This is a genomic window from Inhella gelatinilytica, assembly GCF_016093295.1.
GTDB classification, from domain to species: domain Bacteria; phylum Pseudomonadota; class Gammaproteobacteria; order Burkholderiales; family Burkholderiaceae_C; genus Inhella; species Inhella gelatinilytica.
Map to the genome: position 1 here is coordinate 371,981 of NZ_JAEDAL010000002.1, position 26,767 is coordinate 398,747.

23 protein-coding genes are annotated in these 26,767 nt (G+C 65.2%); 15 read left to right on the forward strand and 8 right to left on the reverse strand.

Features of this window, described 5'->3' with window-relative positions:
• Positions 1-85: 85 nt before the first annotated feature.
• The 10 genes from I7X43_RS06650 to clsB all read left to right on the forward strand — a co-directional run bounded on the left by I7X43_RS06650 (position 86) and on the right by clsB (position 11,328).
• The gene (locus I7X43_RS06650; RefSeq protein WP_198100134.1) at positions 86-1,549 is read left to right on the forward strand and encodes a high affinity choline transporter 1; all 1,464 of its coding nucleotides are present in this window, start codon (positions 86-88) and stop codon (positions 1,547-1,549) included.
• 32 nt (positions 1,550-1,581) lie between these two features.
• Positions 1,582-1,866, forward strand: a complete 285-nt coding sequence (locus I7X43_RS06655; RefSeq protein ID WP_198100135.1) for an FmdB family zinc ribbon protein — start codon at positions 1,582-1,584, stop codon at positions 1,864-1,866.
• Positions 1,867-1,883: 17 nt separating this feature from the next.
• Positions 1,884-2,555 carry a DUF502 domain-containing protein gene (locus tag I7X43_RS06660; RefSeq protein WP_198100377.1) on the forward strand — a complete coding sequence of 224 codons (672 nt, stop codon included), beginning with the start codon at positions 1,884-1,886 and terminating at the stop codon, positions 2,553-2,555.
• 92 nt (positions 2,556-2,647) lie between these two features.
• Complete coding sequence (gene aspS, locus I7X43_RS06665) at positions 2,648-4,441, forward strand: aspartate--tRNA ligase (RefSeq protein WP_198100136.1); 1,794 nt, start codon at positions 2,648-2,650, stop codon at positions 4,439-4,441.
• A gap of 64 nt (positions 4,442-4,505) precedes the next feature.
• Positions 4,506-5,297, forward strand: coding sequence for a CsgG/HfaB family protein (locus tag I7X43_RS06670; RefSeq protein ID WP_198100137.1), 792 nt, complete (start codon positions 4,506-4,508; stop codon positions 5,295-5,297).
• A gap of 20 nt (positions 5,298-5,317) precedes the next feature.
• Positions 5,318-5,788: a dihydroneopterin triphosphate diphosphatase gene (gene nudB / locus I7X43_RS06675; protein WP_198100138.1), complete on the forward strand. Its 471-nt coding sequence runs from the start codon at positions 5,318-5,320 to the stop codon at positions 5,786-5,788.
• Positions 5,789-5,886: 98 nt separating this feature from the next.
• Positions 5,887-8,397, forward strand: coding sequence for an ATP-binding protein (locus I7X43_RS06680; protein ID WP_198100139.1), 2,511 nt, complete (start codon positions 5,887-5,889; stop codon positions 8,395-8,397).
• Between the two features lie 26 nt (positions 8,398-8,423).
• Positions 8,424-9,359 (forward strand): diguanylate cyclase, encoded by a 936-nt coding sequence (locus tag I7X43_RS06685; protein WP_198100140.1) that lies wholly within the window; start codon positions 8,424-8,426, stop codon positions 9,357-9,359.
• A complete protein-coding gene (locus I7X43_RS06690; RefSeq protein WP_198100141.1) occupies positions 9,356-10,099 on the forward strand; it encodes an endonuclease/exonuclease/phosphatase family protein in 744 nt (247 codons plus the stop codon). The genes I7X43_RS06685 and I7X43_RS06690 overlap by 4 nt, the downstream gene beginning before the upstream one ends.
• Entirely contained in the window at positions 10,096-11,328 is a 1,233-nt protein-coding gene (gene clsB, locus I7X43_RS06695) for a cardiolipin synthase ClsB (RefSeq protein ID WP_198100142.1), read from the forward strand. The genes I7X43_RS06690 and clsB overlap by 4 nt, the downstream gene beginning before the upstream one ends.
• Here the strand turns inward: clsB and I7X43_RS06700 are convergent.
• From I7X43_RS06700 to soxR, 4 genes are read right to left on the reverse strand one after another with little or no spacing between them, the layout of a single operon-like run.
• Complete coding sequence (locus I7X43_RS06700; protein ID WP_198100143.1) at positions 11,322-12,653, reverse strand: sensor domain-containing diguanylate cyclase; 1,332 nt, start codon at positions 12,651-12,653, stop codon at positions 11,322-11,324. The genes clsB and I7X43_RS06700 overlap by 7 nt on opposite strands.
• A complete protein-coding gene (locus tag I7X43_RS06705) occupies positions 12,653-13,291 on the reverse strand; it encodes a chemotaxis protein CheC (protein ID WP_198100144.1) in 639 nt (212 codons plus the stop codon). The genes I7X43_RS06700 and I7X43_RS06705 overlap by 1 nt, the downstream gene beginning before the upstream one ends.
• The gene (locus I7X43_RS06710) at positions 13,288-13,650 is read right to left on the reverse strand and encodes a response regulator (RefSeq protein WP_198100145.1); all 363 of its coding nucleotides are present in this window, start codon (positions 13,648-13,650) and stop codon (positions 13,288-13,290) included. The genes I7X43_RS06705 and I7X43_RS06710 overlap by 4 nt, the downstream gene beginning before the upstream one ends.
• A 56-nt stretch (positions 13,651-13,706) precedes the next feature.
• A complete protein-coding gene (gene soxR, locus I7X43_RS06715; RefSeq protein WP_198100146.1) occupies positions 13,707-14,219 on the reverse strand; it encodes a redox-sensitive transcriptional activator SoxR in 513 nt (170 codons plus the stop codon).
• A 101-nt stretch (positions 14,220-14,320) separates the two neighbouring features.
• Here soxR and I7X43_RS06720 point away from each other — a divergent pair, with 101 nt between their 5' ends.
• Positions 14,321-15,388, forward strand: a complete 1,068-nt coding sequence (locus I7X43_RS06720) for a questin oxidase family protein (RefSeq protein WP_198100147.1) — start codon at positions 14,321-14,323, stop codon at positions 15,386-15,388.
• 34 nt (positions 15,389-15,422) lie between these two features.
• Here I7X43_RS06720 and hutH read toward each other — a convergent pair whose 3' ends face one another.
• Genes hutH through hutU form a run of 3 tightly spaced genes read right to left on the reverse strand, consistent with a single transcriptional unit; the run spans position 15,423 to position 19,427 of the window.
• Positions 15,423-16,982 carry a histidine ammonia-lyase gene (hutH, locus tag I7X43_RS06725; RefSeq protein WP_198100148.1) on the reverse strand — a complete coding sequence of 520 codons (1,560 nt, stop codon included), beginning with the start codon at positions 16,980-16,982 and terminating at the stop codon, positions 15,423-15,425.
• A gap of 2 nt (positions 16,983-16,984) precedes the next feature.
• Entirely contained in the window at positions 16,985-17,716 is a 732-nt protein-coding gene (locus I7X43_RS06730) for a type 2 periplasmic-binding domain-containing protein (protein WP_198100149.1), read from the reverse strand.
• Positions 17,717-17,753: 37 nt separating this feature from the next.
• A complete protein-coding gene (gene hutU, locus I7X43_RS06735; protein WP_198100150.1) occupies positions 17,754-19,427 on the reverse strand; it encodes a urocanate hydratase in 1,674 nt (557 codons plus the stop codon).
• Positions 19,428-19,604: 177 nt separating this feature from the next.
• Here hutU and hutC point away from each other — a divergent pair, with 177 nt between their 5' ends.
• The 4 genes from hutC (at position 19,605) to hutF (ending at position 25,051) form a co-directional block, all read left to right on the forward strand.
• On the forward strand, positions 19,605-20,294 hold the full coding sequence (gene hutC, locus I7X43_RS06740) for a histidine utilization transcriptional repressor HutC (RefSeq protein ID WP_198100151.1): 690 nt from the start codon (positions 19,605-19,607) through the stop codon (positions 20,292-20,294).
• On the forward strand, positions 20,291-21,505 hold the full coding sequence (gene hutI / locus I7X43_RS06745; RefSeq protein WP_198100152.1) for an imidazolonepropionase: 1,215 nt from the start codon (positions 20,291-20,293) through the stop codon (positions 21,503-21,505). The genes hutC and hutI overlap by 4 nt, the downstream gene beginning before the upstream one ends.
• Positions 21,502-22,308, forward strand: coding sequence for an N-formylglutamate deformylase (gene hutG, locus I7X43_RS06750; RefSeq protein ID WP_198100153.1), 807 nt, complete (start codon positions 21,502-21,504; stop codon positions 22,306-22,308). Before hutI ends, hutG begins: the two co-directional genes overlap by 4 nt.
• A gap of 1,429 nt (positions 22,309-23,737) precedes the next feature.
• Positions 23,738-25,051, forward strand: a complete 1,314-nt coding sequence (gene hutF / locus I7X43_RS06755) for a formimidoylglutamate deiminase (RefSeq protein WP_246480220.1) — start codon at positions 23,738-23,740, stop codon at positions 25,049-25,051.
• Positions 25,052-25,112: 61 nt separating this feature from the next.
• Here hutF and I7X43_RS16560 read toward each other — a convergent pair whose 3' ends face one another.
• Positions 25,113-26,672: a methyl-accepting chemotaxis protein gene (locus I7X43_RS16560; RefSeq protein ID WP_198100154.1), complete on the reverse strand. Its 1,560-nt coding sequence runs from the start codon at positions 26,670-26,672 to the stop codon at positions 25,113-25,115.
• Positions 26,673-26,767: the final 95 nt, after the last annotated feature.

A 26,767-nucleotide genomic window follows, 5' to 3' on the forward strand; every position in this document is an offset into this window, starting at 1 on the left:
GAATCCGGTTGACGGTCCCATAATTCGGCCGCGCCGCGCGGACCCGAGGTCCCCGCGGCGCTTGTTCGTCTCTTTGTCGCACGCCATGAACACCACGCTGATCGTTTTTGTCGTCCTTTATCTGCTGGGCACCCTGGCCATTGGGGCTTGGGCGGGTACCCGCATCAAGAACACGGCGGATTTCGCCATCGCGGGCCGCAGCTTGCCGTTGGTGATGGTGATCACGACCACCTTCGCCACCTGGTTTGGGGCAGAAACGGTGATGGGCATTCCCGCCAAGTTCGTGCAAGGCGGGCTGGGGGCGATCGTGGAAGACCCGTTTGGGGCCGGTACCTGCTTGATCCTGGTCGGGCTTTTTTTCGCGGCCAAGCTGTACCAAAAGAACCTGCTGACGATTGGCGACTTCTACCGCCAGCGCTACGGCAAGGGTGTCGAAGTGTTTTGCTCCGCGGCCATCATCTTGAGTTATCTGGGATGGGTGGCGGCGCAGATCACGGCGTTGGGTCTGGTCTTCAATGTGTTGACCGGTGGCGCCATGAGCGACACCACGGGGATGATCGTGGGCACCCTGGCGGTGCTGATCTATGTGGTGATCGGCGGTTTCCTGGCCGTGGCGTGGACCGATTTCATCCAGATGATTGTGCTGGTTGTGGGCCTGTCGATCATTGCGGTGTTCTCCGCGGACTTGGCTGGCGGGGCGGACAAGGTGATTGACCTGGCCACCAACAAAGACTTGTGGACCTTCCTGCCGCCGCCGACCTTCACCGACGTGGCCATGTTCATCGGTGCGGCGCTCACTATGATGTTGGGGTCCATTCCGCAGCAAGACGTGTTTCAACGGGTCATGTCGGCCAAGGATGCCAAGACCGCTCAGCGGGGTGCGGTGATCGGCGGGGCGAGCTACATCTTGTTTGCTTTTGTCCCCATGTTCATCGTGACGGCGGCCGTGGTGGTGATGGGCGATGAGGCGCTGGCCCTGGCCAAGGACGACTACCAGCGCGTGCTGCCGGCATTCATCATGGGCAAGATGCCCCTGATCATGCAAATCTTGTTCTTTGGCGCTCTGCTTTCGGCCATCAAGAGCACGTCTTCGGCCACGCTGTTGGCCCCCTCCACCAGTTTTGTGGAAAACATTTTGAAGCAGCTGCGGCCGGGCATGAGCGACAAGCAGCAGTTGCGGGCCATGCGGTGGACGCTGATTGTTTTCGCGGGTTTGGTGCTCGCCTACGCCATTGCCATGAAGGGCACGCCCATCTTTGATTTGGTGTCCTCCGCGTACCAAGTGACCCTGGTGGGCGCCTTCATTCCCTTGGTGTTCGGCTTGTATTGGTCCAAGGCGAGCACGCAAGGGGCGATCTTCTCGTTGGTCGCGGGCGTGGGGACCTGGATTGTTTTCATGCCCCAAGTCACCACCTGGGGTGAGGCCTTCCCGGGGCAGTTGGCGGGCTTGCTCGCCGCGCTCCTGGGCATGCTGGTGGGCTCGCTGGCGCCGCAATGGCTGACCAACCGGCACGAGCACGTCAACCACCACTTGCAGCCGCACCCTTAAAATAGCCGGTTTGCTCGGTTTAGGGTTTTCCCATGCCCATCTATGCCTACCGCTGCAGCGCCTGTGGCCATGCCAAGGATGTGCTGCAAAAACTGTCGGATGCCCCGCTGTCGACCTGCCCGTCGTGCGGCGCAGAAGCGTTTGCCAAACAGCTCACGGCTGCAGGTTTTCAACTCAAAGGTTCGGGTTGGTACGCGACCGACTTCAAGGGGTCGACTTCGACGCCTGCCGCGAGCCCGTCAGCTGAAACGGCCAGTGCACCGGCTCCAGCGACCGCAGGCTGCGGCAGCGCGTGCAGCGGTTCGGGCTGTCACTGAGGAATGTGGTGTCCACCCTGCGCAAATACCTGATTGCCGGCCTCTTGGTCTGGTTGCCCCTGGCCATCACGGTCTGGGTGCTGCATGCTGTGTTGGGCATGATGGATGGCATTTTTGCCACCGTGGTGGGGGCCGCCGCCAAGGTGCTGCCGCCGTGGGGGGATGCGCTCCGGGGGCTGCGTGAGATTCCCGGCCTGGGCGTGTTGGTGCTGCTGCTGCTGCTCCTGGCCACGGGCGTATTCGTCGCCAATTTCTTCGGACAGTGGTGGCTGAAGCAATGGGATGCGTTGATGCATCGCATTCCCATCGTCAAGAGCATTTACAGCTCGGTCAAGCAAGTCAGCGACACCCTGTTCTCCAGCAAGGGCAATGCTTTCCGCGAGGCCGTCTTGGTCGAATATCCGCGCCCCGGGGCCTGGACGATCGCCTTTGTGACCGGAACCCCGGCCGCCGAAGTGGCGCCGCTGTTGGGGGATGGCAGTGAGCACGTCTCCCTGTACGTGCCGACGACCCCGAACCCGACCTCGGGTTTCTTTTTGATGGTGCCCAAGAGCCAATTGAGGCCCTTGGCGATGAGCGTGGATGCGGCGCTCAAACACATCATTTCCATGGGGGTGGTGGCGCCGAATGCCGCCTCCCAGGCCCCGGCGGCAGCGGCAGCGCCGAGCGACCCCAATCCGATCGGCTGAGCCCGCCGGCGTCGGGTTCAGCCAGGGTCATCGCCATTCCCCTTTTTTGATTGAGTGACGGTCAGCCGAGAGGCCTGACCAGGAGCAAAGCAATGCGTACGAGCTACTGTGGTGATGTGAGTGAAGCCCTCTTGGGCCAAGAAGTGACCTTGATGGGCTGGGCCCACCGTCGTCGTGACCATGGCGGGGTGATCTTTATCGATTTGCGCGACCGCCAGGGTCTGGTGCAGATCGTGTGCGACCCGGATCGCGCCGAAATGTTCAAAACGGCCGAAGGCGTTCGCAACGAGTTCTGCCTGCAGGTCAAGGGCAAGGTGCGGGCCCGCCCGGCAGGCACCGAAAACAGCAACCTGGTGAGCGGCAAGATTGAAGTGCTGTGCCATGAACTGGTGGTGCTGAACCCCTCGGTGACGCCGCCGTTCCAGCTCGACGATGAGAACCTGAGCGAGACCACGCGCCTCACGCACCGTGTGCTGGACCTGCGCCGCCCCGCGATGCAAAAGAACATGATGCTCCGCTACCGCGTGGCCATGGAGGTGCGCAAGTTCTTGGATGAGCACGGCTTCATCGACATCGAAACGCCGATGCTGACCAAGAGCACCCCCGAAGGCGCCCGCGATTATCTGGTGCCCAGCCGCGTGCATGACGGCATGTTCTTTGCCCTGCCGCAGAGCCCCCAGCTCTTCAAACAGCTCTTGATGGTGGCCGGTTTCGACCGTTACTACCAGATCACCAAGTGCTTCCGCGACGAAGACCTGCGGGCCGACCGCCAGCCCGAGTTCACCCAAATCGATATTGAGACCTCCTTCCTGACGGAAGAAGAGATCCGCTCGATGTTCGAGGGCATGATCCGCCACGTCTTCCGCAAAGCCATGGATGTGGAACTGGGCGACTACCCGGTGATGAAGTACGCCGACGCGATGCATCGCTTTGGTTCGGACAAGCCCGACCTGCGCGTGAAGCTCGAGTTCACCGAGCTGACCGACTGCATGGCCGATGTGGACTTCAAGGTCTTCAGCGGCCCGGCCACCACCCCGGGCGGCCGTGTTGTGGCGCTGCGCGTGCCCGGCGGCGCGGAGATGAGCCGCGGCGAGATCGACGCGTACACCGAGTTTGTCAAGATCTACGGGGCCAAGGGCCTAGCCTGGGTCAAGGTCAACGAAGTGGCCAAGGGCCGTGACGGCCTGCAATCCCCCATCGTGAAGAACCTGCACGACGCGGCGATTGCCGAGGTGCTCAAGCGCACCGGCGCGCAGGATGGCGACATCCTCTTCTTCGGCGCGGACAAGGCCAAGGTGGTGAACGACGCCATTGGCGCCTTGCGCTTGAAGGTGGGCCACAGCGAATTCGCCAAGGCCAAGGGCCTCTTCGAAGACCGCTGGGCCCCGCTCTGGGTGGTGGACTTCCCGATGTTCGAGTTCGATGACGAAGGCAATCGCTGGAACGCCGTGCACCACCCGTTCACGGCGCCCAAGGATGGGCACGAGGACCTGATGACCACCAACCCGGGCGCCTGCATTGCCAAGGGTTACGACATGGTCCTGAACGGCTGGGAACTGGGCGGCGGTTCGGTGCGGATCCACCGCGCCGACGTGCAAGCCAAGGTATTCGCTGCATTGAACATCAGTGAAGAAGACCAGCGCATCAAGTTCGGCTTCCTGTTGGATGCACTGCAGTACGGCGCGCCCCCGCATGGTGGCCTGGCCTTTGGTCTGGACCGTCTGGTGACGCTCATGACCAAGGCCGAGTCGATTCGCGACGTGATTGCCTTCCCGAAGACCCAGCGCGCCCAGTGCCTGTTGACCGGCGCACCCAGCAACGTGGACGAAAAGCAGTTGCGCGAACTGCACATCCGTTTGCGCAACGCGGCGGCCGCGGCGGCTTGATGCCTCCATCGTCTCCCTCAGGGCAGCTTCGGCTGCCCTTTTTTTTGACTGCGTAACAAATCGTATGAAACACGTCTTGATGTTGGTCCTGCCGCTGGCGCTGATTGGCTGCGGGAAGCAGGGGGCCGAACTGGGGCAGGGGGGATCCCTTGTGACGGGGTCTGGGGGGCCGGCGGGCGCACACAACGCTGCCAAGGAGTTGATGAAGTGCGAGTCCCCTGTGGCCACCCTGGCCCTGGTGGAGAACCCCAACGGTTATGTCTATGGTGGGGCCCGCGGATTGCCGGAAACCCCCTTACCGTTGGTGCGCTTGTTGGCCCAGCAAAGTGGCTGCTTTCGCGTGGTGGACCGGAACATGGGCTTGAAGCAAATCGTGCAGGAGCACGAACTCAAAGAGTCCGGGCTCTTGCGCAAGCAGGGCAGTACCGTGGCCAAAGGCAAGGGGTACGAAGCCCAGTACATGTTGACCCCCTCCTTGACTTTCAGCGAGATGGAGGCGGGGCGCCAGATGGGGGGAGTGCTGAGCCAAATTCCGGTGCTGCGCAATTTCGTGGGCGCCGCCGAGCAGATCAAACTCAAAGAAGCGCAGGTGACCTTGCTGCTGGTGGACAGCGAGACCACCGAGCAAGTGGCCGCCGCCACGGGCTCGGTCCGTGTCACGGACTTGGGGGTGGGCGGTCTCATGGTCGGCAAGCTCGGTGGTGCCGCTGGGGCGGGGTGGGCCAACAGCAATGAAGGCAAGGTCATTGCGGCTGCCTTCTTGGATGCCCACAACCAGTTGGTCCATCAAGTGCGGGAATTGGCGGCGAAGGACCTTCCCCCCGAGGTTGCCACCCGCGGCAAGAAGGGTCACTGACACGCGCGGTATAAGCCGACATGCCCTACAAAATTCCCGAATCGGTGCTGGTGGTGATTCACACCCCGGACCTGCAAGTGCTCCTGATCGAACGGGCCGATGCGCCGGGCTTCTGGCAGTCGGTGACGGGATCCAAGGAAGCCCTCGATGAAGACTGGCTGATGACGGCGCGCCGTGAAGTAGCAGAGGAGACCGGCATTCAGACTGGCGACCTGACCGATTGGGCACTGGAAAACCGGTATGAGATTTACCCCCGGTGGGCGCATCGGTACGCTCCGGGCGTGACCCACAACCTCGAGCGCGTGTTGGCGCTGTGCGTCCCCGAGGGCACGCGGGTGCAATTGAATCCGAGAGAGCACTTGCGCTATCGGTGGCAGGCTTGGCGAGAGGCCGCGGATGCCTGCTTCTCTCCCTCCAATGCCGAGGCGATCTTGCAGCTGCCGCAGCGAACCGGCCTGAAAGACCCGGGCTGTTCCCGTCACTGCGGGTGAAGAGGTCCGGCGAAGATTGAGGGATGTCCGCCGATTCGCCTCGTCCTTCCCCTTTGCTTGAGCACGCCGCTAGATTGGCGGGGCTGGGCGGATGGTCAGTGACTTGGCCTGCGGGACGCTTTGACTGGACCGACGAAACCGCGGCTCTTTTCGAATTCCCTACGGCAGACGCGCCCCCTACCTTGCCGGAGTGGCTGGGTCTGTTTTCGCCGGATGCTCAGTTGAGTCTGCACGCGGCGTTGGACCAAGCCCAGCGGCGCGGCCAGGGTTTCGACATGCTGGTGAATGCCCTGACGCACAAGGATCGTCGGTTGCGCTTGCGGGTGGTGGGTGAAGTCCTGTCGTCGGGAGGGCGTCCGGTTGGGGTACGCGGATCTGTTCAAGATACGGGGCGGGACCCGGTTGCCGCTCCAGCTGGCCCTTTGGGAAGCGGTCTGGCTCGAGAGGCTCTTGACGCACTCAGTGTGGTGCTCGCTCACTATGACCCGCAGGGGCGTTTGCGTTTTTGCAACGAAGCCTTTCGAGCGCAATGGCCAGCCCTGGCGGAATATTTGGAGCCTGGCTGCTCCCTTCGCGCGCTGCTCACGGAAGTGGCCGAACGGGGCTGGGTGCCTTTGGCCGCAGGGCGGGAGTTGATGTGGGTCGAAGCGCAGCAGGCTTTATGGGGCGCTTCGGCCGAGTCGACAGATTGGCATTTGGGCGATGGTCGTGTTTGGCGCTGGAGCCAGCGCCGCTTGAGTGATGGCAGTTTTATCCGCATGGGTCTGGACCTGACGGAGTGGCTCCAGGCCAGCGCCCATGCCCAGCAAGCGGCTCAAGCGCGGACCCGCTTCATGGCCCAGATGAGCCATGAAATTCGCAACCCCTTGCACGCGATTCAGGGATGGCTGACCTTGTTGGCCCGTTCCGGCTTGGCCGCTCGGCAACAAGCGCACGTGAGCCACGCCCAGGCGGCCACCCATGGTTTGATGGAGTTGGTGAACGACACCCTGGATCTGACACGGATGGAGTCGGGTTCGCTGGGCCTGGAGCGTCGCCCCTTTGCGCTGCGTCCGTTGTTGCAGGAATTGGGCGCCTTGATCCAAGCCGCCATCGGCAGCAAGCCCGTGGCGTGCGCCGTGGTGGTGGACCCCGAAGTGCCCGAGGCGCTCGTGGGCGACGCCCTGCGTTTGCGCCAAATCGTCCTGAACCTGGGCAGCAATGCCGCGAAGTTCACGTCGACCGGTCGGATCGACCTCCGCGTGGCAGTGCGCGCCCGGTCGGCGTCGGGGTGTCGATTGGCCTTCGAGGTGGAGGACACCGGTCGGGGCATTCCTGCAGAAGATCAAGCCCGCATCTTCTTGGGCTTCCAACAAGGGGATCGCGCCACCGCGCGGGAATTTGGGGGCAGTGGGCTGGGCCTGGCCATCAGCCACCACTTGGTCGGGCAAATGGGTGGACAGTTGCTGGTCCAAAGCCAAGTCGGGGTCGGGAGTCGATTTTTCTTCGAACTGGACTTTCCTGTGGCGGCGTCCTTGGCAAGCCCAGTGTCCCGGGTGTCGACCGTCAGCGCCGGACCGCCCAGCGGGCCCGGACCCTTGCGCGGTTTGCGCCTGCTGGTGGCCGACGACCATGGGGCCAACCGCCAGGTAATGACGGAGTTGCTGGAGCAGGAGGGCGCGTGGGTTCAGGCGGTGCGAGATGGCTCGGAGGTCTTGGCCGCATTCGACGGGGCGACGGCGAGCGATCGGCCCTGGGATGCGCTCATTCTGGATATTCAGATGCCGGGGTTGGACGGGCTGCAGGTCACCCAAGCGTTGCGGGGGTTGGGCGTGGCATTGCCCATCGTGGGATTGACGGCTCAGAGCAGCGAGTCCCAACGCGAGGCGGCCTTGGCAGCGGGCATGGACCTTTGTTTGACCAAACCGGTGGCTTGGCAATCGTTGCGTGACCGGTTGGCGCACGTGTGCGGGCGGGGGCTAACCGCCGATTCGCCGCCTGCGGAGCGAACCCAGCGCGCGGCGAGTGGCACCGACGGCGACGGGCTGACGGAAGCGACGCGGCGCGCGGGTGTGAACTGGACGGCAGGGCTGGCGCGGCTGGGCGGGCAGTCCGCGCTCTATCGGCGCTACCTCACCGCCTTCATTCAGGACTTTGAAGCAGCGGCGCCGAACGACGGGCCGGAGTGGCGCCGGCGGGTGCATGCGCTGCAGGGCAACGCTGCCACCTTGGGGGCCGAAACCGTGGCGCAGGCCTTGGGCGCCGCGGTGGCGGCCTCGGGCGCTTTGCCGGTGCCCGAGGCGTGGTCGCAGATTCAGGCCGCCTTCGCCCCGTATCGCCCCGGTCTGATCGCCCTGGCCCACACCCTGCAAGGAATGCCGCCCGGCCGTTCAACGGTGGAGGCGGTGGAGAACGACCCGCAGGACGACGGCCTATGGGGTGACGGGCTGCGGGGCTTGCTGAGCTTGCTCGAGCAGTCGGACGCGGCGGCCGTGGAGGCGCTGGAACACCTCAAACCGGTGGCCCGCGGGCGTAAGCTGGACGACTTGGAAACGCTGGTCCATGACTTTGACTTTGCCGCCGCTGCCCAGTGGGTGCGCGACCGGCTGGCGGGTGGATGCACCGACTGAACGAACGACTTCGACGAATTGCTTGCATGAGCCGCGAACCCGATTCAACCCTTGATGCCCCGCGCCCGCGCCTGCTGGTGGTGGACGATCAGCCCCTGAATATCCAGGCGCTTTATCGCCTCTTTGCGGGGGACCACCAAGTGTTCACGGCCACGACCGCGGCGCAGGCTCTGAAGGTGGCGAACGATCAGCGACCGGATTTGATTCTGCTGGACCTCGAACTGCCCGACGATGACGGGCTCAGCGTGTGTCGCCAACTCAAGGCACAGGAAGGGACCCGCGACATCCCCGTCATTTTTGTGACGGCGCATGGCAACGTGGAGGTGGAGACCGTTGGCCTAGAAGCTGGGGCCGTTGACTTCATTCACAAACCCATCCACCCCCCGATGGTCCGCGCTCGCGTGCGCACCCATTTGACCCTCAAGCACCAGGCCGACGCGCTGCGGCGGATGGCCTTCATTGATGGGCTCACGGGCTTGCACAACCGCCGGGCGTTGGATGAACGCCTGCAAGTTGAATTGCGACACGCCGCGCGGCAAGGGGATTCGGTGGCGGTGGCCTTGGTCGACGTCGATCACTTCAAGCGCTACAACGACCAGTACGGGCATTTGGCGGGGGACGAGGCCCTGCGCCAAGTGGCAGCGGCCTTGCAGCGTTCCATGCTGCGCCCCGTGGACATGGCGGCCCGCTATGGCGGCGAGGAAATGGTGTGTTTGTTGCCGCAAACGGAAGCGCAGGGAGCGCAGGCCGTGGGCGAGCGCTTGAGAGCAGCGGTCGAGGCCTTGGCCCTGCCGCATCCCCAGTCGTCTGCGGCCCCCGTGCTGACCATCAGCGTGGGTGTGGCGGCCGGGCGCGGCCGGGTGGATGGTGACCCCACAGCACTCCTCCAAGCCGCGGATCAGGCGTTGTATGAGGCCAAGCGGATGGGCCGCAATCGGGTGGTGGTGGCGGAGGGCGCATGAGGCGGCTGCGCTTGGCGACGTACAACATCCACAAGGGCGTGGGCGGCGTGGGGCCCGCCAGCCGCCTCCACATTCACAGTTTGCGGGACGGGGTGCGCGACTTGGACGCCGACTTGGTGGCGCTGCAAGAAGTTCGGGCGTATCACGATGGTCATGCGCGGCGCTTTGCGCGCCAAGGGTGGCCGGAGGCGCCCCAAGCCGAGTACCTGGCGCCCGAGGGGTTCGCCGTGGCGTACCGCAGCAACGCCTTCACGCGGGGGGGGGAGCACGGCAATGCCCTGCTGTCTCGCTGGCCCATCTTGCAGGTCAACCAACACGATGTTTCAGACCACCGACTGGAGCAACGGGGCTTGTTGCATAGCCTGGTGGATTGGAACGGGTTGGCGCTGCATGTGGTGGTGGTGCATTTGGGCTTGCTGGCCGCCAGCCGCTTGCGGCAGATTCAGCGTTTGGGGCACTACCTGGAGCGTGAGGTGCCCCGTGAGGCGCCGGTTTTGGTGGCGGGGGACTTCAATGATTGGAGTGAACGCCTGGATCCGCCCATGCACCGGTTGGGGCTGCAGCGGGCGCATTGGAATGGCGAGCGAAGGGCCACCTTTCCGGCGCGGGTTCCTTTGTTTGCGTTGGATCGGGTGTATGTGCGCGGATTGCGGTGTTGTGCCACCCACGTGCCCCAGGGGCGTCCGTGGGTGCACATGAGTGATCACTTGCCCCTGGTGGTGGAGTTGGAGGGGCTTTGAACGCCGCTGTCGAACCCGTACCGGCGGTCAGGCTGTTGCAGGGCGGGCGCGAACTCTTTCCCGCCCTGATTGACGCCATGGACCGGGCGCACCACGACGTTTGGTTCGCCAGCTACATCGTGCACACCGATGCGGTATCACTGGGCGTGGTGCAGGCCATGCGGCGAGCCGCAAAACGCGGTGTGCGGGTGCGCGTTGTGGTCGATGGCTTTGGGTCCCGCCACGCGCTCGGGTGGTGGCAGGCGCAGTTAAAAGACACGGGGGTTGCCCTGGCCGTCTTCCGCCCCCTGGACCGCTGGTGGCATTGGTTTCAACCGGGGCAGCTGCGGCGCTTGCACCAAAAACTGTGCGTCGTGGACGCCGCGGTGGCCTTTGTGGGCGGCATCAATCTCATTGACGATCACACGGACCTCTCGCATGGAGCGCTGGAGCGCCCACGGCTGGACTTTGCCGTGGCGCTGGAGGGCGAGGTGGTGCCAACGGTGAGCGCCGTTGTCCGGCGTGTGTGGCTCCGGGCCTGGTTGGGGCGCGAGTGGGCGGACGAATTGCGGGGCTTTTTGGCGTCGCCCCAGTGGTCGGTTCGCGCGCGAGGCTGGATGACACAGTGGTGGCAGGGTCAGGGGCGACCCGACGATCGGGCTCCGACCCCGGTGACGGGGCCCCGGTTGGTGGTTCGCGACAACCTGCGCCACCGCCATGCGATTGAGCGGGAATACTGGTCCGCCATAGAGCAGGCCCAAGCGCGCATCGAATTGATTTGCCCCTACTTCTATCCCAGCGCGCGATTGCTTCGGGCGCTGGGTCGGGCCGCACGGCGGGGGGTGCGGATTCGCCTGCTGTTGCAAGGACGCGTGGACTACGCCGTGGCGGCCTGGGCCGCCCAGGCGCTGTATGGGGCATTAATGGCTCGGGGCATCGAGGTCTACGAGTATCACGAAGCTTTTTTGCATGCCAAAGTGGCCTTGGTGGACCAGCAATGGGTCACGGTGGGCAGCAGCAACCTGGACCCCACCTCCTTGTTGCTGAACTTGGAGGCCAATGTGGTGGTGCGGGATGCGGCCGTAAACCACCAAGTGCATGAGGCCTTTGAGCGGGCGCTCACTGGTGCTCAGCCCGTCCCTGCGCATCGGATCGGGGGCGGGGTGGGGGCTTGGTTGCGCCGTGCAGCGGTGGCGTGGCTGGCCCAGGTGTATTTGCGCTTGGCCGGGGGGCGGGGCAGCCGTTACTGAGCGGTGGAATCCGCGCGGCGCTTGTCCTTGCGCACCTGTTTGTGGGCGTACATGCGCTCGTCGGCCAAGATCAACAAACCCTTGGCATCAGGGCTGTCATGGGGATAACAGGCCATGCCCCAGGAGCACCCGACCCGCAGCTGCTTGTCACCGTAGCGCAGGGGCTCTGACAGCGCGGTCGCCATCTTGCCCATAACCTTGTCCACTTGCTCCTGGGTGGGGCTGTCAGAGAGCACCAACACGAACTCATCACCGGCCAGCCGCGCCACCACGTCTTCGCCGCGAACGGTTCGCCGCATGCGCTGTGCCAAACCCTGGAGCAGGGCGTCTCCAGCGGCGTGGCCATGCTCGTCGTTGATTTGCTTGAAGCCGTCCAAGTCCATGAAGATAACCGGCACCACGTGGCCCAGTGTCTTGGCTGCGGCCAGGGCCCCTTCCAGGCGTTGCATCAGCTTTTCCCGGTTGGGCAGTCCGGTGAGCGGGTCGTGCAGGGCGCGGTGCTCCAGCCGCTGGGCCCGGCGGTAAAGCTCGGTCACATCCACCAGACTGGCCAAGACCCCAAAACGCTCGCCATCCAGGTTGGTCAGGGGGCAGGCTTCCACTTGGATCCAGCGCTCCGGCTCTCCCGGAGCGGCCAGATTGATGTCCCGTTGAATGGGCTCGGAGGTCGACGGCAGTTGTCGCCACACCGAGTCAAAGGCGAGGGCGGCGGCTGCGGGCATCAGAGACGACCAGTGACGGCCCAGCACGCCCCCTTGGGCCCCATTCCACAGGGCCAAAAAGCGGTCATTGCAGTAGAGCAGGTGGCCTTGCAAGTCGGTTTCGAGCAAGGCCACGGGGGCCAGGCGGGCCACCTCCCGCAAGCGGGCCGATTGCCGTTTGAGCTCATCCTGGGCCCGGCGCAGTTCGCCCAGGTCCATGCTCAGCCGCAGGGCTTGCTGTTTGAGCAAGCTTTCCCGCCGCGTGACCTCGCTCAGGTCGCGCACCGTGACGACGCAGCCTGCCTGCCCGGCCCAGTGGGCGGGCTCCACCGCCACGGCTTGCTGAAGCCGCTCGCTGCGATCACCGCGACGTGGCCACAAGGGCAGTGGGGTGGGGTGAAACGCATGCGACAACAAACTCGCGCGCCCCGAACGCAAGGCCAGCTCCACGCTCTTGAGCAACTTGGGGCTGATGCCGTTGCCAAAGGCCTCCTCCAGCGTTAAGCCGCAGGGGTCGCCTTCTACGCAGGCGGCCTCGCGCAGCCAGCGGTTCATTACCCCAATGCGCCCTTGCGCGTCCAGCCACAAAACACCGCTGTCCAGGTGATCCAGCAAATCCAGCATCAAGCGCCCGCATCCAGCCCGAAGTAAGCCCGTACCCGCTGCACCATCAGATCCAGGGAGGGCAGGTCCATCAGGAACAGCACATAGCCGGTGATGTTTTGCGACTGCAAGCTCAGCCCGATGCGCACCACCAGCACCACCCCGTCCTCTTCCTGTTGGGGGAAGAGTTGGGCCGCGGGCGACTGGGCCACTTCCGGTAGGCCGCCGACCAACTCGGAGCCCAGGATGGTGGCCAGCGTGTTCATGCAGCCGTTGATGATGATGTTGCCCATCTCACCCAGGGCGTCCTGCTCCAACTCGGTGATTTGGTCCAGGGGCATCTCTGCTTCCCCCAGCATGCGGCGCACGATGTCCAACCCGCTGGTTTCGCTGAAGACCAGCCACGCCTCGGTGTTCAGGCTTTGGTCGCGGGTGTGGAAGGCCTGGGTGATGGCGGTCAAGCGTTCACTCAGCCCGGGGATGGATAAATCCCCCAGTTGGCTGACCAAGTCGGCTCGTGCCACCACCTGCACATGGGGCACGGTGATGCGAATTTCCTCCTGCACCAGTTCCGAGAAACTGGCGGCGGCCTCACCCAAGGCCATGTTGAAGGCTTCACCCAGCGCATCGCGCTCCAACTCTCCCAGTTCGATGCTCATGGTGTCAGCAGCTTCAAGATGTCGTCGATGACTTCACTCTTGGCCGGCTTGCGAAAGAGCGGCACGCCCAACGCGTCGGCCTTGGCCCGTGTCGCTTCCTGAACGTTGGCGGTCAGGATGGCCATCTTGATCGGGGAGCCCGCCGCGCGCAGGCGCTCGGCCACTTCCAGTCCGGTGATGCCGGGCATGTTGATGTCCAAAACCGCCAGGTCCGGGGTCGAGGTCGAGGCGTGCTCCAGCGCGCTGGCGCCGTCACCGGCCTCAAGAATTTCCACGTCCGGTAGGCGGTTGCGAATGAGTCCCGCAATCACCGTGCGGGATACCTTGCTGTCGTCGGCAATCAGGATGCGCATCACCATGGAGGTTCAGGTACAGAAGTCGGTCCAACGCTGAGCGTAGCACCGCCACAGGGCGGTCAGCTTCGGTGATTGGGCGCCCCCCGATTGCGGGCGCCCGCCGCGGACTCGGAAGACCCTTGCGTCGACTCAGGCAGCAAGCGCGCCCCGCAGCCGGTGGCGGCGGCGCTGTCCTGCGGGTTGTAGAGCTGGCAGCGCTTGAGCGACAGGCAGCCGCAGCCGATGCAGTTGTCGAGTTGATCGCGCAGATCGGTCAGCGCTTGAATGCGGGCGTCGATCAGCGGACGCCAAGCCTTGGAAATGTGCGCCCAGTCTTGGGCATCGGGCGTGCGGGCCTGCGGCAATTGGCCGAGGGTGAGGCGGATCGCCTCCAGGCTCAGCCCCAGGTTTTGGGCGATGCGAATGAAGGCGATGCGGCGCAGGTCGGCGCGGGCGTAAAGCCGTTGCCCACCGCTGCTGCGCTGACTTTGCAGCAAGCCCTGGTCCTCGTAGTAGCGCAGGGTGCTGGCGGGCACGCCGCTGCGGCGCGCCACTTCGCCAATCAACAGGGGGTCGGAGGTCTTCAGGGGCATCGTGGTGTTCGGTTCAGGGTCAGAAGCTCAGCCCCTTGACTTCAAGTTCGCTTGAACTTGCATCATGCACTTTCCTGTTGAATGCAATCAAGGCCTTTTTCATGTTCACGACGCTCGAAACCCCGGCCCACGCGCCCCAATCTGCCGCTGCGCTGCACCTGCTGCTGACACAAGGGGCCGTGTTCGCGGCGGTCTACGACGATGGAATGGCCAACCATTTGCCCATGACCCTGCACGCGGCCAGTGCGCTGGGGGCCGGGGCCGAGCGGCTGCAGGCGCAGTGGGACCACGATGCGCCGCGCCTGGAGCCTTTGCATGCTTTGTCAGCCGCGGGCGGTTTGACCGACGCCACCTGGAGGCAAGCGCTGGGCCGCCGTGACCAGGAGGCGGATCTGCGGGCGTACTTCCTCCGTGCGCTGCAAGAGCAGGGGCTGGAGGCGGTGCTGCGCGCGGCGGTTCCAACCTTGATGGTGGGGTGGCACGCCCATGCCTTCCATGGCCTGATTCGCTTGGGCCACGCCGTGGAAGGGGGCACGCCCCTGGAGTTGGGTGCGGCGCTGGCGGCCTGGGCCAGCGAGTGGGAGCGTCTGGCCGAACCGCAAGTCCCGGCCAAGGACCTGTGGGGGTTGGACGCGTGGATGGCGCAGTGGCTGCCAGAGTTGCCCAGCTGGACGAGCGCGGCCCCCTTGATCCAGTTGCGGATGCGCGAGGCCCAGCCCACGGCGATTTACCAGCGCTGGGCCGACGCCCTGGCGCCGCAGTCGTCGGTGCCTGCGTTGCGCGACCGACTGATCGAGGCCGCGTGCGGCCTCTACCTGCAAAGCCGCAACTTCACCGTGTTGCACATGATCACAGCCCTGCGCGCGCTGCGGGTCGTCCAGGCGTGGGTGCCAGACACGCCCCAGGTGCAGCGTGCGATCGGGCGCGGGGCGCTGGCGGCCGCTTTGGCGGCGCGATGGCCCCTGCCGGGGCGGGGCGTTCCCGAAGCGCTGCGCGAAGCCACAGTCCCCGAATGGCCGCAGTTGCGGGCGCTGGCCTTGGCGCAATGGGACGAACACGTGATCAAGCTGGTCCATGCCTGTGACCAGGAGGACCACCTGCGCCCGCGTCCGCACTGGCGGATGGCGGCGGCGCTGGCGCTGGGTTGCTTCGACGGGGCGCGGGGCTGAACCCGCCGCACCCCGTCGCGGGGCCTACCGAGGATCAGCCAAACACGCGCAGCGCGCCCGCGCTGCGTGCCAGGGTGGCCAGGGCGCCGGTTTGCACCATCGCAAAGGCCGCCTCAATGTCCGGCGCCAGGTAGTGGTCGGTGTTCATAGCCGGTGCCTGGGCGCGCAGCGTGGCGTGGGCGGATTCGAGAGCGGTCGAGCTCTTCAGCGGGCGCAGGAACTCAAAACCCTGGCAGGCCGCCAGCCACTCGATGGCGACGATGTTGCCCGTGTTGTCCAGCATGTTGGCCAGGCGTCGTGCGCCGAAGGTGGCCATGGAGACATGGTCTTCCTGGTTGGCGCTGGTGGGCAGGCTGTCCACGCTGGCCGGGTGGGCCAGGCTCTTGTTCTCGCTGGCCAGGGCCGCCGCGGTCACGTGCGCAATCATGAAGCCGCTGTTCAGGCCGGCGTTCTCGGTCAGGAAGGCCGGCAGGCGCGAGACACCGGTGTCGATCAGCATGGCGATGCGGCGCTCGGCGATGGCGCCAACTTCGGCGATGGCCACGGCCAGCGCGTCAGCGGCCAGGGCCACGGGCTCGGCGTGGAAGTTGCCGCCGCTGATCATGGTGGCGCTGCCGTCCTTGTCGGCAAACACCAGCGGGTTGTCGGTCACGGCGTTGGCCTCGCGCAGCAGCACGTCGCGCACGTAGCGGGCTTGGTCCAGGCAGGCGCCCATGACCTGGGGCTGGCAGCGCAGGCAGTAGGGGTCTTGCACGCGGTCATCGCCCTCGGCGTGGCTGGCGCGGATGGCGCTGCCCTTGAGCAGCTCTCGGTACACCGCGGCCACCTCGATTTGGCCCGGCTGGCCGCGCACGGCGTGGATGCGGGGGTCGAACGGGCCGTCGCTGCCGCGCGCGGCGTCCAGGCTCAGGGCGCCACTGACCACCGCCGAGGCGTAGATCACCTCAAAGCGCAGCAGGCCATCCAGCGCCAAGGCGGTGCTGGTTTGGGTGCCATTGATCAGGGCCAGGCCTTCCTTGGCGGCCAATTGCAGGGGCTTGAGGCCGGCGGCGGCCAGCACCTCGGCGGCAGGCTTGCGTTGGCCATCGACCAGCATCTCGCCTTCGCCCATCAGGGCCAGCGTCATGTGCGACAGCGGCGCCAGGTCGCCTGAGGCGCCCACCGAGCCCTGGCAGGGCACGTAGGGGGTCAGGCCGGCGTTGAAGACGTCCAAGAGCGCCTGCACCACCTCGCGGCGCACGCCCGAGACGCCACGGGCCAGCGAGGCCAGCTTGGTGGCCAGCATCAGGCGCAGCACGCGCTCGTTCATGGGGGCGCCCACGCCAACGCAGTGCGAACGGATCAGGTTGCGTTGCAGGGTGTCGAGCTCGTCCTTGGCGATGCGCTTGCTCGCGAGCTTGCCAAAGCCGGTGTTGACGCCGTAGACGGCGGCATCGCCTGCGGCGGCCTTTTGCACCACGGCCGCGCCGCGTTCAATGTCGTCCCAGGCTTCTGCCCCGAGTTCCAGGCGAACCCCGCCTTGCTGGATTTGGCGCAGTTGGTCGAGGGTTAGGGCTCCTGGGCGAATGACGAGAGTAGAGAGCGAGAGATTCATGTTTACTTTCCAGAAAATTGGTCGAGTTGGGTTTTCAGCAACTCGGCTTCGGCCTGCTGCCGGATGTGGTCAAGTTCCCCAGATTCCCGCATCTGCCGAATGATCTGATTGAGGCGGGGGGCCAGCTTGGCGTGCTTCGGATGCAGGTAGTGGTACAGATCCAGTTTGGCCAGGTCCGTCGAACTTTCAATGTCTTGCCAGCCGTTCTTGGCGATTAGGTACTTTCCGTTAATGCCGGTGTCCAGGGCCACGTCGAAACGACTCCCCAGCAACATGCGGAACATTTGTAGGGGTTCATTGGTCAAGGTGACCGAGGGGTGTTCCAACGTAAGTTCACTCGAATGCGCGACCCCCCGTATCGCACCGACGCTGTAATGAACGAGGTCTTTGCGATCTTTGATGCTGGCTGCACGAACTCTCAACCAAAACGCCTGGCTGGTCAGTTGGTAGTAGGGCGTCTCCACCCGCACCAAGCTCGGATTGCGGTCGCCATAGGCGGCGATCCGCGCCACTTCACCGTCGCGCTGACCGGACAGGGTCTCCAGGTTGGCGCGCGCGGGAGGAAGCGGCTCAACCTTGGCCTGCAACCCCGCCTTGGCGTAGATCGCGCGCAACATGGTGGCGGCCACCCACTGTTCTGCGAGCCGTTCATTGGCGGCCAGGCGCAAGGGTTGCGCTTGGCTCGATCCACAAGCGAGCATCAAGAGGCCAATCCAGAGGGCAAAGACACGCATGACCATCCCCGTCGACGAAATGACCGCTGATTCGAACTCAAATTGAAGGCAGGTTCAATCCGCGTTCGTGTGCGCAGGTCTTGGCAATCTCGTAGCCGGCGTCGGCATGGCGCATCACGCCAGTGCCGGGGTCGTTCCACAGCACGCGCTTGAGGCGCTCGGCGGCCTCGGGCGTGCCGTCGGCCACGATCACCACGCCGCTGTGCTGGCTGTAGCCCATGCCCACGCCGCCGCCGTGGTGCAGGCTGACCCAGGTGGCGCCGCCGGCGGTGTTGAGCATGGCGTTGAGCAACGGCCAGTCGCTCACGGCATCCGAGCCGTCCATCATGGACTCGGTCTCGCGGTTGGGGCTGGCGACCGAGCCGCAGTCCAGGTGGTCGCGGCCGATCACGATCGGGGCCTTCAGTTCGCCCTTGGCCACCATCTCGTTGAAGGCCAGGCCGGCCAGATGGCGCTGGCCCAGGCCCAGCCAGCAGATGCGCGCCGGCAGGCCCTGGAAGGCAATGCGTTCGGCCGCCATGTCCAGCCAGCGGTGCACGCGGGCCTCTTCGGGGAAGAGTTCTTTGATCTTGGCGTCGGTCTTGGCGATGTCCTCGGGGTCGCCGGAGAGGGCCACCCAGCGGAAGGGGCCGCGGCCCTCGCAGAACTGCGGGCGCACGTAGGCGGGCACGAAGCCGGGGAAGTCAAAGGCGTTCTTCACGCCCTGATCCAGTGCGACCTGACGGATGTTGTTGCCGTAGTCCACGGTCGGGATGCCCATGGCCTGGAAGTCCAACATGGCCTGTACGTGCACGGCGCAGCCGCGGGCGGCGGCGGTCTTCAGGTCGGCGTGTTGGCTGGCGTCAAGCGCGGCGGCTTGCCATTGCTCCACGGTCCAGCCGATCGGCAGGTAGCCGTTGATCAGGTCGTGCGCCGAGGTCTGGTCGGTCACGATGTCCGGCTTGATCGCGGTGCCCGCCTTGGCGCGCTTGACCAGTTCCGGCAGGATTTCGGCGGCGTTGCCGAGCAGGGCGATCGAGACCGCCTTCCTCTCGGCGGTGTACTTGGCGATGCGGGCCAGCGCGTCGTCCAAGTCCGTGGCCTGCTCGTCCACGTAGCGGGTCTTGAGGCGGAAGTCGATGCGCGACTGCTGGCACTCGATGGTTAGCGAACACGCCCCAGCAAAGGTGGCGGCCAGCGGTTGTGCGCCGCCCATGCCACCCAAGCCCGCGGTCAGCACCCAGCGGCCGGCGAGCGAACCGCCGTAGTGCTGGCGGCCGGCCTCTGCAAAGGTTTCATAAGTGCCCTGCACGATGCCCTGGGTGCCGATGTAGATCCAGCTGCCGGCCGTCATCTGGCCGTACATCATCAGGCCCTTGCGGTCCAGCTCGTTGAAGTGCTCCCAGGTGGCCCAGTGCGGCACCAGGTTGGAGTTGGCCAGCAGCACGCGCGGCGCATTCGGGTGCGTGGGGAACACGCCGACAGGCTTGCCACTCTGGATCAGCAGGGTCTGGTCGTTGTCCAGCGTCTTGAGGCTCTCGAGGATGCGGTCAAACGCCTCCCAATTGCGCGCGGCCTTGCCGATGCCGCCGTACACCACCAGGTCCTCCGGGCGCTCGGCCACCTCGGGGTCCAGGTTGTTCTGGATCATGCGGTAGGCGGCTTCGGTCAGCCAGTTCTTGCAGGTGAGCGAGGGGCCACGTGGGGCACGGACAACGCGGGAAGTGGACATGGAGGATCTCCAAGCGATGGAATAACGCCATCGTAAGTTGTCTAGACAAGTTGCGTCAAGGGGTTGCACAATGCAGCCATGGCAAATCACGAGACAGAACCGCGGACGAATGCGCCGGGCCGTTCCCAAGCTTTCGTACCCCCTCGGGTGGCGGCGGCACAGCCGCCTGGGGGCGCCATGTATCTAGTCGTGCAGGCCCACCTGCGCGATGGCATCAAGAGCGGTCACTGGACGGTGGGCGATCGCCTGCCCAGTGAGGCCGAGTTGGTGGCGCAATTTGGCGTCAGCCGCATGACGGTCAACCGCGCGCTGCGCGAATTGGAGCAAGAGGGTCTGATCCGCCGCCAGCAGGGTGCGGGCAGCTTCGTGGCACCGTTGGAGCGTGTGGCCGGCACCCTGGTGATCCGCGACATCCATGAGGAGATCGCCGCGCGCGGCCACCGCCACGAGGCCGAGATCCTGCAGATGGGCGAGCGCCGCGCTCGCCGGGGTGAGGCGCAGCTGCTGGGCCTGGAAACGGGCGTGCGCCTGTTTTACAGCCACATCCTGCACCGCGAGAACGGCCTGCCGCTGCAGCTGGAGGAGCGCCTGGTCAACCCGGCCTGCGCGCCCGACTACTTGGCCCAGGACTTCAAGCTGTTCACCCCCACCGCCTACTTGCTGCAGGTGGCGCCGTTGACCGGCGCGCAATATCAGATCGAGGCCGCCGCCGCCAACACTGAGCAGGCCGCCGCCCTCGGGCTGCAGCCGGGCGACCCCTGCCTGGTGATCGAGCGCGTGAGCCGCAGCCCCAGCGGCACCGTGACCTGGGTGCGCCTGGTGCACCCCGGCGCCCGCCATGTCCTGACCGGGAGCTTTGACGCATGAAAGAACTGACGCTATGGCGCGAGGCGCGCCTCGCCACCCTGTCCGGCCATGAGCCCTGGGGGGCGATTGAAGACGGTGCCCTGCTCACGCAAGGTGAGCAGATCACCTGGGTCGGCCGCCTGAGCGAGCTGCCCCGTGACGCCGCCGTCGCGCAGGAGCACTCGCTGCACGGTGCGTGGGTCACGCCGGGCCTGATCGACGCCCACACCCACCTGGTCTACGGCGGCCTGCGGGCGCACGAGTTTGAGCTGCGCCTGGAAGGCGCCAGCTACGAGGCCATCGCCCGCGCGGGCGGCGGCATCCGCTCCACCGTGGCGCACACCCGCGCGGCATCCGAGGACGCGCTGCTGGCCCCGGCGGCCAAGCGCCTGGCCGCGCTCAAGGCCGAGGGTCTGACGACGATCGAGATCAAGTCCGGCTATGGCCTGAGCCGCGAGCACGAGGCCAAGATGCTGCGCGTGGCGCGCCGCCTGGCAGGGCAGGGCGTGCAGGTGCGCACCACCTACCTGGGCCTGCACGCGATCCCGCCGGAGTTTGAAGGCCGGGCGGATGACTACGTGGCGGCCTGCTGCGACGACCTGCCGAGCCTGCATGCCGAAGGTCTGGTCGATGCCGTCGATGCCTTCTGCGAAAACATCGGCTTCACTCCCGCGCAGGTGGAGCGCGTGTTCCAGCAGGCGCGTGCCCTGGGCCTGCCCGTCAAGCTGCACGCTGAGCAGTTGAGCGACCAAGGGGGCAGCCAGCTCACGGCGCGTTTTGGCGGACTGAGTGCTGACCACCTGGAGTGGCTGAGCGCTGAAGGCGTGGCCTCCATGGCCGCCGCCGGCACCGTGGCCATGCTGCTACCGGGCGCCTACCACTGCCTGCGTGAGACCAAGCTGCCGCCCATCCCGCTGCTTCGGGACGCAGGCGTACCGATGGCGCTGTCCACCGACCACAACCCCGGCACCTCGCCGGTGCTCTCGCTCTTGGCCGTGATGCAGTTGGCCTGCATCCATTTCCGCATGACGCCGGAAGAAGCGCTGCGCGGCCTCACCCTGCACGCCGCGCGCGCCCTGGGCCTGAGCGATCGCGGCCAATTGCTCGCCGGCCAGCGCGCCGACTTCTGCGTCTGGGACGTGGACCACCCGCGCGAGCTCAGCTACTGGCTGGGCGGGCGCCCCTTGATCAATCGTGTGTTTGGCGGTGTGCCGGACCGGGAGTTGGCATGAGTGAAGTCTTTACGCTGCGGCAGGGCACGCGCCCGCTGCTGATCAGCCTGCCCCACGTGGGTTTCGAGATCCCGGTGGATCAGCACCCCCGCTACATCGACAAGGCGCTCACCAGCGCCGACACCGACTGGCACCTGGAGCGGCTGTACCGCCCCATCGCCGAGCGGCTGGGCGCGAGCCTCTTGGTGCCGCGTTTCTCGCGCTATTTGATCGACCTCAACCGCCCCGACAACGACGCGCCCATGTACCCCGGCGCCAGCAACACCGAGCTCTGCCCCACCCGCGATTTCGAAGGCCAGCCGCTGTACCGGCCCGGGCAGGAGCCCGACGCCGCCGAGCGCCAGCGCCGCCTCGACACCTATTGGCGGCCGTATCACCAAGCGCTGCGCGGCGAGTTGGACCGGCTGAAAGCCGCGCATGGCGTGGCCTTGCTGTGGGATGGGCATTCGATTGAATCGGAGCTCCCCTGGCTGTTTGAAGGCCGCCTGCCCGACCTGAACCTGGGCAGCGCCAACGGCGCCAGTTGCGGTGCCGCGTTGCGTTCGGCAGTCGCCGCGGTGCTCGAAGGACAAACGCGCTACACGCAGGTGGTGGACGGCCGTTTCAAGGGCGGCCACATCACGCGCCACTACGGCCAGCCCGAGCAGGGCGTCCATGCGCTGCAAATGGAGATGGTGCAGGCGATTTACATGCTGGAGGACAAGGCCCATGTGGCGCCGCGGCCGTACTTGGAAGACCGTGCAGCGGAGTTGGCGCCTGTGTTGGAGACGATGTTGTCGGCCTACTTGGGTGCAGCTCGGTGATTGAACTGCCGTGCCTTGAGCCCGCAGGGGCTTCACCCCTGCACCCGACCCGCATTTCTTTGCTGCGCCAAAGAAACGCGGGGCAAAGAAAGGCGCTTGAATACCCGCCTTCGGTCTCGGACCTTCAGGCGATGGCACGGCTGGCTCAGCCTGACACCTTCCCTCCTTTGACTGCCCATGCCAGGACTCCGAAGGCGCCGGACTTCGCCGGCGTCCTTGGCACCGAGGCCTTCTGGCATCGAGCGGCGAAGGACAGAGCCCGGGAGTGCTTCGAGGCGATGCGGCTGCGACCTGTGCCGACTCTTTAAATTAAAGACCTGCCCCGAGTCTCTCTAAGGCCTGAACTTGGAGCCGGAACCGGGGGGCAGACCCTTGTACCCCCTCCTTGCCCCGAAATGGCAACGGCCTGAGCCGTGCCCAGGCCGTTGCGGAAACCCGATGAAAGTGGATACTTTCCAGCGTGATTCTTTAGTGGCCTCACCGCGCGGTGAAGTGAGCGGCTAAGGCACGGGAGCCGAGCCGTTACCTAGCCCGATCTGCCACGAGATAGATACACCAGCTAAGGTTTCCGGGCTGTGCGTACCTCACCTCTGACCATTTCAATGCAATTAGCCAGTCATTGACGATCGGCGAACCTCCCGCGTTGCTAGACCAGACACGTACGGGGTAGCTCGTGGAATAGGCACCATCCTCGTCGTCGTAACGCGAGGGTCTGTCTCCACTTTCAAGAATTTCATATTTTGTCGGTGCAAAGAACTCTTGCTCAAAGCGTACTGAACTTGCGCACCAGTTGGAGCCTAGACTTCCGCCCTTGATTACCCGATCAAGGTGGCTTGTCAGCGAGGCGTGAGAGCTGGAGGTCGGCTTCAAGGCGCGATCGTGTTTTGGCTTGGAAGGAGCGGAGGCGCAGGCAGCAAGAGCAAGTACCGAAACAATGGGCCAGAGGGTTAAGTAGCGCAACTGAGTTCCTTTTTGTTAAGGGTAAGAACGGCAAGTAATTTAACAATGCTGCGCGACTGACCTACTCGGGGATTTACTAATGGTTGGATTTTTGTGTCCTTCTCGGTGTCCACTTCTCGGGGTCAGGCCTTTAATTTGAATCTCAGGCCAGCAACCCGACTAAGCCAAGGTTTTGCCGATTGATTGCGCCCCATCCAAGAACATTGCATTCGGGCTTTGGTCTTCGATGCGCGGCGGTCGAAGGCCTCGGTGCCAAGGACGCCGGCGAAGTCCGGCGCCTTCGGAGTCCTGGCCTCAGAAGGCAGCGGAGGGCGGGTGTCAGGATGAGTTGGCCGTGCCATCGCCTGAAGGTCCGAGACCGAAGGCGGGTATTGAAGCAACTTTCTTTGGTCACTTTCTTTGGCGCAGCAAAGAAAGTGACCCGCCAGCCGGGGCGGAATCCCGGCGGCCTCTTGATGAGTAATCCAGCATGACCATGCAACAAAAACTCTGGACCCCTTACGCCTGGCTCAACGGCCGCTGGCAAGACAACGTCCTTCTCGAAATCGACAGCGCCGGCCGCTGGCAAGCCATCACGCCGGGCGTTCCGCAACCGGCGGATGCCCGGGCGCTCAAGGGCCCGGTGCTGCCACCCCTGGTGGACGCCCACAGCCACGCCTTCCAGCGCGCCATGGCCGGCCTCGCCGAAACGCGCGACAGCGACAGCGACGACTTCTGGAGCTGGCGGGAGGCCATGTACGGGGTGGCGCTGAGCATCCAGCCGGACGAGCTCAAGAGCGTGGCGACGCGGCTTTACAAAGAGCTGCTGCGCGGGGGCTACACACAGGTGTGCGAGTTCCACTACCTGCAGCATCAGCCCGATGGAAAGCCGTACGAGGATGAGCTGGCCTTGACCTGGGCGCTGGTGGAAGCCGCCCAGGACGCGGGCATTGGCCTGACGATGTTGCCGGTGCTCTACGCCCACCAGGGCTTTGGGGTGAAGGGCTTGAAGGACACGCAGCGCCGCTTCAAGACCGATGCCGATTGGGTGTTCCACGCCCAGCGGCGCATCAATGCTCAAGCCAGTGCCACGCTGAACGCCGGCGTGGCTTTTCACTCGCTGCGCGGGGCACACGCCGAGGATATCTCGGCGCTGATGAAACGCTTGGGGGAGGCCGACCTGCCCATCCACATCCACGCCGCCGAGCAAACGGGCGAGGTGCGCGATTGCGTGGCCCAGACGGGCATGCGGCCCATCGAGTGGCTGTGCAAGGCGCAGGGTTTGGATGCGCGCTGGCAGCTGGTGCACGCCACGCACGCAGAAGCCTTCGAGGTGGAGTTGTTGGCGCAGCAGGGCGCGGGCGTGGTGATCTGCCCGACGACCGAGGCCAACCTGGGCGACGGCCTGGCACCGCTCGCCGGCTACCTGGATGCCGGTGTGCCGTTGACGGTGGGCAGTGACTCCGAAGTGGGGCGCGAGTGGCGCGAGGAGCTGCGCTGGTTGGAGTACGGCCAGCGCCTGGTCAAACGCCAGCGCAATGTGGCCAGCCAGCCTGGCAAGCAGGCGAGCAGCGCGGCACGGTTGTTCGACGCCATGCTGGCCGGTAGCGCCCGCGCAGCGGGCTTCGCGCAATGGGGTTTGCAGGCGGGGGCACGGGCCGATTGGCTGGTGCTGGACCCGGCTGCCGAGGGGCTGGAAGGCGTGCCGCTGGCGCGCCGGCTGGACGCCCTGGTGTTTGCCAGCGCCGGGCCGCTGTGGGCCGAGATCGGGGTGGCCGGGCGGGTGGTAACGCCGGCGCCCTGAAAGCCCGCTTGTCCGTCAGCCCTCGATGGGGCGGCTCGTCCGGGACCAGCGCCTCGCGCCGTCAGGCGCTGCGCAGCCTGAAGACCATCACCGCGCGACTGAGTTCGTCGGCCTGCTGCCGCAGGCTGGCGGCTGCCGCCGCTGACTCTTCCACCAGCGCCGCGTTTTGTTGCGTCATTTCGTCAAGTTGCGAAATCGACTGACCGATTTGATTGATGCCGGCGCTTTGCTCGGACGTGGCGTTACTGATCTCGGACACGATGGCGCTGACCCGGTCGATGGAGGCATTGATCTCGGCCATGGTTTGGCCCGCGCGCTGAACGAGTGCCGATCCGCTGTCCACCGCTTCGCCGCTAGAGACGATCAGGGATTTGATTTCTTTGGCCGCTTCGGCGCTGCGCTGGGCCAGGGTGCGAACCTCGCCGGCCACCACCGCGAACCCCCGCCCTTGCTCGCCCGCGCGGGCGGCCTCGACTGCGGCGTTCAACGCCAGGATGTTGGTCTGGAAGGCGATGCCGTCGATGACGGAAATGATGTCGCTGATCTTGTTGGAAGACGCGCTGATGCGCCCCATGGTTTCGACCACTTGGGTGACCACTTGCCCGCCGCGCTGGGCCACCTCGGCCGATTCGCGGGCCAACTGATTGGCTTGACGGGCGGACTCGGCGTTGTGATTGACGCTGGCCGTCAGTTCATCCATGGCGGATGCCGTGGACTGCAGGTTGGAGGCTGCTTGCTCGGTGCGGGTGCTCAGGTCTTGGCTGCCGGCCGCCACCTCTTGTGCGGCCGTGGCGATGCTTTCGGTGTTGCTGCGCACGTTACCGACCACGTCCAGCAGGGACTCCTGCATGGACTGCACCCCCCGCATCAATGCGGCCGCCTCGTCCGTTCCACGGGCCTCCACGGGTTCGCTCAAGTCACGCTGTGCAATGCGCTCGGTGGCCCGCATGACCTCTGAAAGTGGGGCCAAGATCGAGCGCAAATTGAAGGCGGTGTAAACGCCGATGACGGCAATGCCTCCCACCAGAATCAGCAGCAAATCTCGGCGTACTTGTGCGGCCCGGTCTTTGAGTGTCGCTACTTCTTCGGCCGAGTGCTTATCGATGAGCGTAGTGAGCTCGCCGAGTTCCTTGTCGATAGCCCGAACGGGGGCCTTGATAGGTTCTGTCGCCTTGTTGGCGCTGACCGTGTCTGTGAACTCACCTTTCGCAACGCGCTCGCCAATGCCCTCGAATCCCTGGCGATAGGCCTGCAGTTGCTCGGCGATCTTGAGGGGCATGGCTTTGGCATCTGGGGCGATGTCGAGTGCCGCAATGGCCTTGAGGCCCTTGTCAACCTTCTCGTAGGTCTCACTCCAATCCTTGCGGTATTTTTCGACAGCTTTGGGATTGTCGAAATTGATGAGCAGGTCTTTCTCATACCGCCTGAGATTGCCAACACCGGCACGAACCCCGGCCAGTTGGGTTAGGGACTCCACGTCGTTGTCGATGTAGTGAGAGAACTTGTTGGTGGCCTGGGTGAGGCCCCAAAGTCCATCGCCGCCCACCACCACCATGCCGAGCATGGCCAGACCGGCCAAAAAGTAGAGTCGAGCTTTGATCGAGTACTGTCGCAAGTCCACACCGTTCTCCTAAATGGGCTTGAAGCCAACGCAATCTTCCCAAAGCTCCAACGCTATGCCACCCCGTTGAATTGGGGGCGGGTGAACCCTAATCG

What these genes read in the sequence shown, in the direction of transcription:
- I7X43_RS06650 (WP_198100134.1), top strand. Translation starts at nt 86, where the DNA reads ATGAACACCACGCTGATCGTTTTTGTCGTCCTTTATCTGCTGGGCACC.
- I7X43_RS06655 (WP_198100135.1), top strand. Translation starts at nt 1,582, where the DNA reads ATGCCCATCTATGCCTACCGCTGCAGCGCCTGTGGCCATGCCAAGGAT.
- aspS (WP_198100136.1), top strand. Translation starts at nt 2,648, where the DNA reads ATGCGTACGAGCTACTGTGGTGATGTGAGTGAAGCCCTCTTGGGCCAA.
- I7X43_RS06670 (WP_198100137.1), top strand. Translation starts at nt 4,506, where the DNA reads ATGAAACACGTCTTGATGTTGGTCCTGCCGCTGGCGCTGATTGGCTGC.
- nudB (WP_198100138.1), top strand. Translation starts at nt 5,318, where the DNA reads ATGCCCTACAAAATTCCCGAATCGGTGCTGGTGGTGATTCACACCCCG.
- I7X43_RS06685 (WP_198100140.1), top strand. Translation starts at nt 8,424, where the DNA reads ATGAGCCGCGAACCCGATTCAACCCTTGATGCCCCGCGCCCGCGCCTG.
- I7X43_RS06690 (WP_198100141.1), top strand. Translation starts at nt 9,356, where the DNA reads ATGAGGCGGCTGCGCTTGGCGACGTACAACATCCACAAGGGCGTGGGC.
- I7X43_RS06700 (WP_198100143.1), bottom strand. Translation starts at nt 12,653, where the DNA reads ATGCTGGATTTGCTGGATCACCTGGACAGCGGTGTTTTGTGGCTGGAC.
- I7X43_RS06705 (WP_198100144.1), bottom strand. Translation starts at nt 13,291, where the DNA reads ATGAGCATCGAACTGGGAGAGTTGGAGCGCGATGCGCTGGGTGAAGCC.
- I7X43_RS06710 (WP_198100145.1), bottom strand. Translation starts at nt 13,650, where the DNA reads ATGGTGATGCGCATCCTGATTGCCGACGACAGCAAGGTATCCCGCACG.
- soxR (WP_198100146.1), bottom strand. Translation starts at nt 14,219, where the DNA reads ATGCCCCTGAAGACCTCCGACCCCCTGTTGATTGGCGAAGTGGCGCGC.
- I7X43_RS06720 (WP_198100147.1), top strand. Translation starts at nt 14,321, where the DNA reads ATGTTCACGACGCTCGAAACCCCGGCCCACGCGCCCCAATCTGCCGCT.
- hutH (WP_198100148.1), bottom strand. Translation starts at nt 16,982, where the DNA reads ATGAATCTCTCGCTCTCTACTCTCGTCATTCGCCCAGGAGCCCTAACC.
- I7X43_RS06730 (WP_198100149.1), bottom strand. Translation starts at nt 17,716, where the DNA reads ATGCGTGTCTTTGCCCTCTGGATTGGCCTCTTGATGCTCGCTTGTGGA.
- hutU (WP_198100150.1), bottom strand. Translation starts at nt 19,427, where the DNA reads ATGTCCACTTCCCGCGTTGTCCGTGCCCCACGTGGCCCCTCGCTCACC.
- hutC (WP_198100151.1), top strand. Translation starts at nt 19,605, where the DNA reads ATGTATCTAGTCGTGCAGGCCCACCTGCGCGATGGCATCAAGAGCGGT.
- hutI (WP_198100152.1), top strand. Translation starts at nt 20,291, where the DNA reads ATGAAAGAACTGACGCTATGGCGCGAGGCGCGCCTCGCCACCCTGTCC.
- hutG (WP_198100153.1), top strand. Translation starts at nt 21,502, where the DNA reads ATGAGTGAAGTCTTTACGCTGCGGCAGGGCACGCGCCCGCTGCTGATC.
- hutF (WP_246480220.1), top strand. Translation starts at nt 23,738, where the DNA reads ATGACCATGCAACAAAAACTCTGGACCCCTTACGCCTGGCTCAACGGC.